Source organism: Archangium violaceum Cb vi76 (assembly GCF_000733295.1).
Lineage (GTDB): Bacteria > Myxococcota > Myxococcia > Myxococcales > Myxococcaceae > Archangium > Archangium violaceum.
Map to the genome: position 1 here is coordinate 159346 of NZ_JPMI01000240.1, position 8207 is coordinate 167552.

General features: G+C 68.0%; 11 protein-coding genes. All 11 read left to right on the forward strand.

What is annotated here, in order from left to right:
* Positions 1-16: 16 nt before the first annotated feature.
* Positions 17-919, forward strand: a complete 903-nt coding sequence (locus Q664_RS33875) for a flagellar hook-length control protein FliK (protein WP_043405097.1) — start codon at positions 17-19, stop codon at positions 917-919.
* Complete coding sequence (gene sctQ, locus Q664_RS33880) at positions 916-2298, forward strand: type III secretion system cytoplasmic ring protein SctQ (protein WP_043405100.1); 1383 nt, start codon at positions 916-918, stop codon at positions 2296-2298. The genes Q664_RS33875 and sctQ overlap by 4 nt, the downstream gene beginning before the upstream one ends.
* A gap of 110 nt (positions 2299-2408) precedes the next feature.
* Positions 2409-3035, forward strand: coding sequence for a FliO/MopB family protein (locus Q664_RS33885; protein WP_084610536.1), 627 nt, complete (start codon positions 2409-2411; stop codon positions 3033-3035).
* A 12-nt stretch (positions 3036-3047) separates the two neighbouring features.
* A complete protein-coding gene (sctR, locus tag Q664_RS33890) occupies positions 3048-3878 on the forward strand; it encodes a type III secretion system export apparatus subunit SctR (protein ID WP_043405103.1) in 831 nt (276 codons plus the stop codon).
* Positions 3879-3885: 7 nt separating this feature from the next.
* Entirely contained in the window at positions 3886-4149 is a 264-nt protein-coding gene (gene fliQ / locus Q664_RS33895; protein ID WP_043405105.1) for a flagellar biosynthesis protein FliQ, read from the forward strand.
* Positions 4146-4964 carry a flagellar biosynthetic protein FliR gene (locus tag Q664_RS33900; protein ID WP_043405108.1) on the forward strand — a complete coding sequence of 273 codons (819 nt, stop codon included), beginning with the start codon at positions 4146-4148 and terminating at the stop codon, positions 4962-4964. The genes fliQ and Q664_RS33900 overlap by 4 nt, the downstream gene beginning before the upstream one ends.
* A 15-nt stretch (positions 4965-4979) precedes the next feature.
* Positions 4980-6044, forward strand: a complete 1065-nt coding sequence (gene sctU / locus Q664_RS33905; RefSeq protein ID WP_043405112.1) for a type III secretion system export apparatus subunit SctU — start codon at positions 4980-4982, stop codon at positions 6042-6044.
* 36 nt (positions 6045-6080) lie between these two features.
* Positions 6081-6362 carry an EscU/YscU/HrcU family type III secretion system export apparatus switch protein gene (locus Q664_RS33910; RefSeq protein WP_043405115.1) on the forward strand — a complete coding sequence of 94 codons (282 nt, stop codon included), beginning with the start codon at positions 6081-6083 and terminating at the stop codon, positions 6360-6362.
* Positions 6363-6417: 55 nt separating this feature from the next.
* On the forward strand, positions 6418-6894 hold the full coding sequence (locus Q664_RS33915; RefSeq protein ID WP_043405118.1) for a hypothetical protein: 477 nt from the start codon (positions 6418-6420) through the stop codon (positions 6892-6894).
* Between the two features lie 4 nt (positions 6895-6898).
* Positions 6899-7375 (forward strand): SycD/LcrH family type III secretion system chaperone, encoded by a 477-nt coding sequence (locus Q664_RS33920; protein ID WP_043405121.1) that lies wholly within the window; start codon positions 6899-6901, stop codon positions 7373-7375.
* Positions 7376-7505: 130 nt separating this feature from the next.
* A complete protein-coding gene (locus Q664_RS33925; RefSeq protein ID WP_043405124.1) occupies positions 7506-8120 on the forward strand; it encodes a hypothetical protein in 615 nt (204 codons plus the stop codon).
* Positions 8121-8207 lie beyond the last annotated feature (87 nt).

Sequence of the window (8207 nt, forward strand, 5' to 3'; positions counted from 1 at the left end):
CCCAGGTGGTGTCGAGATGAGCCGAGTCGAAGACGATCGTCAGGCGCAGAGGACCGCGGAGCGGCTGGTCCAGGAGAAGCGTCTCCAGGAGTCCAAGGGCAAGCAGCGCCAGGAAGGGGAGTCCTCCTTCTCCAAGCTGGTCCAGCAGCAGAAGTCCGCGCAGGCGCAGCAGCCTCCGCAGCAGAACCTGGGCAAGTCCGTGCTGGCGCGCCTGCAGCAGGAGGGCAAGGCGGGAGACCTGCGCGGTCAGCAGCGCCAGACGGGCATGTCCGAGGGCCAGGTGTCCGGGGGCCGCCAGTCGGAGCCCCCTCAGATGGCGCAGGCCAGGAAGCAGGACCAGGGCGTGACGCAGACGCGGGTCGAGTCCCGCGCGGCGGACGCGAAGGACACCAGCAAGGCCCTGGACGAGCGCGGCGAGGCGCTCGACAAGGACAGCGACAGTGCCGCGATGGGTGTTCAGGCCCGGCGCGAGGGCAAGGGCTCGCTCAAGGCCGACGCGGACGGTGGGGGCAAGGGCGGTGGGGAGGGCAAGGACAAGAAGGACGGCGCCGAGGCGGCCGCCAGCTTCCGCTTCAACCCCGCGTTGATGGCGCCCGTGCCGGTGGCCAGGCCCAATCCCGCGTCGGGCTCGGAGCGGCTGCGCGCCATCGCCAATGAGATCGCCCAGAAGATCGTCGAGCGCGTGCGCGTGGGCACCAACGCCGCGGGCAACGCGGAGTTCCAGATCGACCTGCGCAACGACGTCCTCAAGGGCCTGTCCATCAAGCTCAGCGCGAAGAACGGGAAGATCCACGCCACCTTCAGCGGCAGCGACAGGGAAGTGCTGAAGATGCTCGAGGGGCAGCGTGAGACGCTCAAGAACGCGCTGGCTGGACGCGGCCTCACCCTGGAGGAGCTGCGCGTCGAGGCGAAGTCATGAGCAGTCTCGACCTGGATGATGAGCCCGGTCCCCAGGAACGCACCATGCTGGTCGACACGCGGCAGCTCAAGCGTCCGACCGCCCCCGCCGTCCCGGTTGCCCCGGGCAAGCAGTGGAAGCCCTATTCCTTCCCCAAGCTGGAGAAGGTGTCGCTCAACGAGTTCCGGCTCACCTCGCGCGCCCGGTGGCTGACGCCGAAGGCCGAGGCCGTCGAGGCGTTGTGCACCCGGCTCAAGGGCCTCTTCGACACGCAGGTGTCCTTCTCGCTGGAGTCGGTCCGGGCGATTGGCGCGGGCGAGCTGCGCCGCCACCTGGCGGAGCCCACCTTCTTGTCCTTCCTGGTGCCCGGTCCGCATCGCGGGCGCGCGGTGCTGGAGATGGGCTTGCCCCTGGCGCACGCGGCGGTGGACGCGCTGCTGGGTGGCGCGGGCGAGGCCGTGGGCGTGCGGCCCCTGACGGACATCGAGGAGGGCGTGGCGAGCTTCGTCATCCTCGAGGCGCTCAAGGCGCTGGTGCCGGGGATGGATCCGAACCAGCCCAAGCTGCGCCTGGAGGGCGTGGCGCGCGGTCTGGACGAGGCGGTGACCCGGCTGAGCGAGGACGGGCCGGTATTGGTGGTCCAGTTGCGGACCCGGCTCGGCACGCAGGAGGGCATGGTGCGCCTCTTCGTGCCCTCGGGCGTGCTGGACGTGATGGAGCCGGCGCAGGCGGCCGACCTGCGCCGGGCGGCGTTGCAGGCGGACATCCAGGCGAACCTGGGCCGGCTGTCCTCGGTCCGCACCTGGCTGCGCGCGGAGATCGCCCAGGCGGAGATCTCCAGCGGCGACCTGGCGAGCCTCCGGGTGAAGGACGTGGTGCTGGTGGACGCGTTCTCGGCCCGGCCGGACCGGGGGGAGAATGGCACCGCCCGGGTGCTGCTGGGGCTGGCCCGCAAGGGTTGCCTGGCCGCGGACGTCTACCTGGAGAATGGCCAGTACCAGGCACGCATCACCGGGCTGGTGGCGGGAGATCAGTCCTTCCCACGGCGCGTGCCCTCCGAGGCGGATGAGGCCGCGGCGGAGGCCCTGGGAGAGTCGGGGGACGAGGAGTTCACCAACCCCGAGATGCGCAACCCTTTGGCGGAGAGTGGTGCCGTGGACGACAGAATGGATTCGGGCGACCTGCTGGGTGACATCCCGCTGCAGATCTCCGTGGAGCTGGCGCGGGTGCCGGTGACGGCGGATCAGGTGGTGGCCCTGCGGGTGGGCCAGGTGGTGGAGCTGCGCCGGGCGCCGGGTGAGCCGGTGGACCTGTCGGTGAATGGCAAGGTGATTGCCCGGGGCGAGCTGGTGGAGGTGGAGGGGCAGCTGGGTGTCCGGGTCCTCTCGCTCGCGGGCTGAGAGGAGCGCGGCGCGTGTGGGGTGACCCGGGCAGGCAAGCGAGGGAGCGGGGCAGGGCGGCGGCGGCCCGTGGCGGTCTCCTGCCCGATGCACTAGCCTCGCGCCCCACCATGGCAGTGTCTTCCGTTTTTCCCCCGCGTCCGGTCTGGCTGGTGTGCGCGTGCGTCCTGCTGGCGCCGCTGGCCCGTGCCGACGCCCCCGCCGCGAGCGCACCGCCCGCTCAGGCCGCCACCCCGGCCCAGGCCGCTCCCGCCGCCCCGCGGCCGCCCGCCGTGGAGGACTTCGGAGTGCCCTCCCAGCCGCCCGCGGGCCTGGAGGAGGAGCCCGAGAGCCTCGGGTGGATGCTGACGCGCACGTTGCTGCTGTTCGGCGCGGTGGTGGCCTCCATCTACCTCACGCTCAACGTGGGCCTGCGCAAGCTGATGGGCTTGCAGGGCGTGCCCGCGGGACGGCCCTCGGTGGTGTCGGTGTTGGAGCGGGTGCCGCTGGACCAGCGCCGCACCCTCTTCGTGCTCAAGGCCGCGGACGAGTACCTGCTGGTGGGCGGAGGCGAGAGCGGCCTCCAGTTGCTCTCCAAGCTCGACACCGCGGCGGTGGAGCGCATCCGCTCCGAGACTCCTCCGTCCAACGTCATCTCCCTCTCTCCCTTCCTCCAGAAGCTCCTCGCCCGCCGCGACGCCACGCAGCAGGGGACTACTGCTACCCAACCGAGCGGCACCGAGCCGCCGGGCGCCTGATCGAGACGACTCGTGAGATTCACCAACGTCCGCCTCCCCGCCCTCCGCCTGTCGCCCTGGCTCTTCGCCGTGGTGTTCGCGCTGGAGCCCTTCCTCGCCTTCGCCCAGCGCGCTAGGCGCGGGGGTGGTGCCGCCGCCGACGCCGCCGTGAGCGTCGACGCCGTCAGCCCCGACTCCTTCGCCTCGCGGCCGCTGGTGCTGATGCTGGCGCTGGCCGCGCTGTCGCTCGTCCCCTTCGTTTTGATGATGGTGACGAGCTTCGTGAAGATCTCCGTGGTGCTCTCCATCGTGCGCTCGGCACTGGGCACCCAGCAGATTCCGCCCACCCAGGTCATCACCGGCCTGGCCATCATCCTCACCGTCTACATCATGGCCCCGGTGGGACAGGCCATGTACCGGGCCGCGGAGGTGGACATCCTCGCCAAGGGACCCTCGCTCTTGTCCTCGGAATCGGTGGGCACCTTGTTGGAGGCGGCCAACAAGTCCAAGGAACCGCTGCGCGCCTTCCTCATCAAGAAGGTCACCGCCAAGGACCGGGCGCTCTTCTTCAACCTCGCCCGGAAGATGCGCACCGAGGAGGACAGGAAGGACCTCACGGACAAGGACTTCATGACCATCGTCCCGGCCTTCGTGGTCTCCGAGCTGAAGGAAGCCTTCCAGATCGGCTTCCTGCTCTTCGTGCCCTTCATCGTCATCGACATGGTGGTGGCCAACATCCTGCTGGCGCTGGGCATGCACATGCTCTCGCCCACCACCATCTCCATGCCCTTCAAGCTGCTCCTCTTCGTCCTCGTCGACGGCTGGTACCTCATCGCCAAGGGCCTGGTCGTCGGCTACCTGTGAGGCGCACATGCATGAGCTGAACTCCATCCTTCAGCAGGCGCTCTACCTCGTGCTCGTCGTCTCGGCCCCGCCGGTGCTGATGAGCCTCCTGGTGGGCTTCATCATCGCCGTCTTCCAGGCCACCACGCAGATTCAAGAGCAGACGCTCTCGTTCGCTCCCAAGGTCATCATCGTCTTCGGCGTGCTGGCGCTCTCCGGCCCGTGGATCGGCCACCAGCTGATCCGCTTCACCTTCCACGTGTTCGATCAGTTCCCGGCGCTGATCAAATGAACGTCTCGGATGTCATCGCCCGGATGACGGAGCAGGCCAACCTCTCGCTCGTCATCTTCACCATGGGCCTGCTGATGTGCCGGATCATGCCGGTGCTGGTGCTCTCCCCATTCCTGGGCGGCGAGGTCATCCCCCCGGAAATCAAGATGGGCGTGGGCGTCATGCTCTCCGGCGTGCTCTTCCCGGCCGTGAGCGCGCGCATGGGGGCGCTGCCCACCAGCGCGTTCCCCTACATCGGGTTGATGCTCAAGGAGATCTTCATCGGCGTGGCGCTGGCCTCCATCGTCAACGTCGTCTTCGAGGCGGCGCGCGTGGCCGGCAACCTCGTGGACACCATGTCCGGCAGCAACAACGCCCAGCTCTACGTGCCGCAGCTCGGCACGCAGGTGTCCATCTTCGCCAGCCTCAAGGTGCAGCTGTCGGTGGTGCTCTTCCTCACCCTCAACGGCCACCACCTGGTCATCGAGGCGCTCGCCGAGAGCTTCTCCATCGTCCCGTTGGACCGCTTCCCGCGCTTCAGCATGGGCGAGTGGGCCTTCTTCGAGCTCATCATCCGCTCCTTCGCGGACCTGCTGAAGATCTCCCTCGCGCTCGCCGCGCCGGCCATGCTGGCCGCCTTCCTCACGGACATGGCGCTGGGCGCCGTCAACCGCGTGGCGCCCCAGGTCCAGGTGTTCTTCATCTCCATGGCCATCAAGCCCCTGGTGGGCGTGGTCATCATCTTCTTGTCGCTCGGCCTCATCATGGAGCGGATGCAGACGGAGTTCGCCGCCATGCTGGCCATGCTCCGCCACGCCATCCGCCTGCTCGGCTGATCCAGGGTCCTCGCCATGTCCGACGAGAAGACAGAAGAACCCTCACAAAAGAAGCTCGACGACGCACGCAAGAAGGGCCAGGTCTGGAAGAGCAAGGACCTGACGGCGGTGTTCGGCTTCGTGGTGGGCCTGGGGGTGGTCAAGGCCACCTGGTCCAGCGTGGAGGAGCGCGTCACCGAGCTGTTCCGCTTCAGCTTCGAGCACATCGCGCACCCGGAGGGCCTGGCGGCGGCCACCGGTCAGCTCATGACCATGGGGCTCAACGCGGTGCTCCTGCTCACCCTTCCGGTGGTGGGGGCCGTGGCCGTTATCGGCGGCCTGGTGGAGTTCCTCCAGGTGGGTTCGCTGTTCACGATGGATCCGCTGATGCCCAAGCTGGAGAAGCTCAACCCCATCGAGGGGTTGAAGAACCTCTTCACCAAGAAGCAGATCGTCGAGCTCATCAAGAACCTGTCGAAGATCGGCATCGCCGCCTACGTCACCTACGGCGTGGTGCGCGACTCCATGCCCCTGGTGGTGGAGACGGTGCGCCGGGACGTCCCCACCATCCTCGCCATCATGGGGGAGCTCACCTACCGCGTCGCCGTGCGCGTGGGCATGGTCTTCTTCCTCTTCGGCATCTTCGACGTCTGGTGGCAGCGCAAGTCGTACATGAAGGACCAGATGATGTCGAAGGAGGACGTGAAGAAGGAATACAAGGAGAGCGAGGGCGATCCGCACAACAAGGCCAAGCGCAAGGAGATGGCGCACGAGATCCTGGAAGGCGCGCAGATGGAGGCCGTGAAGGACGCGGACGTCATCGTCACCAACCCGGACCACGTGGCCGTGGCGCTCAAGTACGACAAGGACGGGGACGTGGCGCCCAGGGTGCTGGCCAAGGGCCTGGACTTCAAGGCCGAGCGCATCAAGGCCCTGGCGCGCGACTCGGACGTGCCCACGCTGCGCAACGTGCCCCTGGCGCACGCCCTGCTGCGCGTGGAAGTCGGCGAGCAGATCCCCGAGGAGCTGTATGACGCCGTCGCCGAGGTGCTCAACTTCGTCTACGGCCTGAAGAATCCCACGCCGGCGGCCCGGGCCTGAAGCGGCCCCGCCCCCTGTCCCTGACGCGAGGTTCCCATGAGTGACGACGCCGAGATGGCCATCGCGATCAAGTACGACAAGGAGAAGGACACCGCTCCGCGCGTGGTGGCCAAGGGGATGCGGCTCAAGGCGGAGAAGATCCGGGAGATCGCCAGGCAGTACAACATCCCCGTCATGAGGAACGTGTCGCTGGCCAACGCGCTCTACCGCATCGACGTGGGCCAGGAGATCCCCGAGGAGCTGTACGACGCCGTCGCGGAGGTCCTCAACTTCATCTTCGAGCTCCAGCGGGAGCAGCAGGCAAGCGGCAAGCGTTGAGTCGAGTACGGTAGACTCTGGCGTCCCATCCCGGGAGTGAGGTTCAATCCAGACCATGGCCAAAATCAACAGTCAGCCCCCGAGAACACCCCTCTGGCCCTGGGGCGGCCCCCGCGCGGTCCGCGAGAAGCTGGTCGATCCCTCCCAGTTCGATCGGAAGAAGCGCAAGGCGGGCAACCCGAAGAGTCCGGCGCTCGCCTCGGCGGCGCTGCTGGACTTCATCGGCCCGGCGCACTCCTCGGAGGAGCTGCGGCTGCCCACGCCGCCCAACCCGAAGGGGCATGACGCGGACCTGGAGGGCTTCTCGGACCGTCCCTACCTGGGCAGTGTGGCCGGGCGAGGGGACAGCGATCAGCGCCAGTTGCTCGAGCGGAGCATGGCGCGCATCAACGCGCCCCCGGAGCGCATGGATCGCCTCAAGGGCCTCTTGCAGCGCGAGGCGCAGATGCTGGCGCTGGTGGGCCAGGTCCACTCCGAGGTCCAGGAGATCCAGCGCCGCATGCGCGAGGAGCAGCAGGAGGAGGGGTTCTAGCGCCATGGCCGCATCCGACAGCAACAACCCCCAGGACGAGGCCCGCCTCACGTCGATGGTGCAGCGTTGGGCGGACGGCAAGGCGACGCTGCGCGACGTGCGCGGCTACACGGACGATGAGCTGTACGCCATCGCCAAGACGGCCTACATCTTCTTCTACCAGGGCCGCATCGCCGAGGCGCGCACGCTCTTCCAGGGCCTCTACGCCGTGAATCCCGCGGACGCCTACTTCGCCAAGGCGCTCGGGGTGGTGGAGATGGCGGCGGGCAATCCGCAGGGCGCACTGGCCGCCTACGACGTGGCCCTCAAGCTGGATGCCCGGGATGCCCAGGCCTACGTGGGCCGCGCCGAGGTCCGCCTGTCCCTGGGACAGAAGGCGCAGGCCGTGGAAGATCTGCGCCGCATCCCCTCCCTGGTGGACGCGGATGAGCCGCTGGCCCACAAGGCCGAGGCGATGTTGACGGCGCTGACCCAGCGCTGAGCCGACAGATGACCCCTTGGGTCATGGGTTTACGAGTTTGCTGGCTTGATCCGGGAATCCATCCATCCCTAACATGGGTGGGGTCGTGCATTGAGACTTCCCGCCTCCCCCCGCAGAAAGAGACGCGCTCATGTCGAAGAAGCAGAACGCCAACGAAGAGTATCCCCTTCCTGTCGAGCCGCCTGAGCTGGTGGCGAAGCGGGAGAAGCTGCTGGCCGCGCTGGAGAAGCAGGCCAAGGCCGCCACGGGTACCGCCCAGCCGCTGCTGCGCAAGATGCACGAGCTGGTCGCGAACACGAAGGTGGGCGTGCCTCTGAACGTGAACCTCTACACCGACGTCAAGGACGCGTTCATCCGTTTCACGAAGGACCCGGTCCTTCCTCCCCCGACCATCATCATGGAGGTCGTGGAGTTCATGCAGGAGCGTCTGGCCGCGGTCGGCTTCACCGGCCAGATGGAGTGGCCCGAGGGCGCGCCGCCGATCCCGGCGGGCTTCGTGGGCGCCCTGCTCGAGGGTACTCCCGCCGCGGGTGGTGCTCCGGCGGCGCCGGCGGCCCCGCAGCGTTCCGCCACTGGCCCGAAGGATGGCTTCGAGGGCTCGGCGCAGCGCAAGAGCGGTATGACGCTCAACCCGGAGACCGCTCCGGCTCCCGCCGCCCCCGCTGATGCGAACTCCGAGAAGCAGAAGCTCGAGGAGTTCAAGACGTGGATGAAGAACCCCGGCCTCGGCAACGTGAAGGGCTAGTTTCTCAACCCCTCGATTTTACTGGAGAATACAATGAGCCTCTCTTCCATCGCGAACGCCGGCATCGGAGCAATGGGCAAGCTGTCC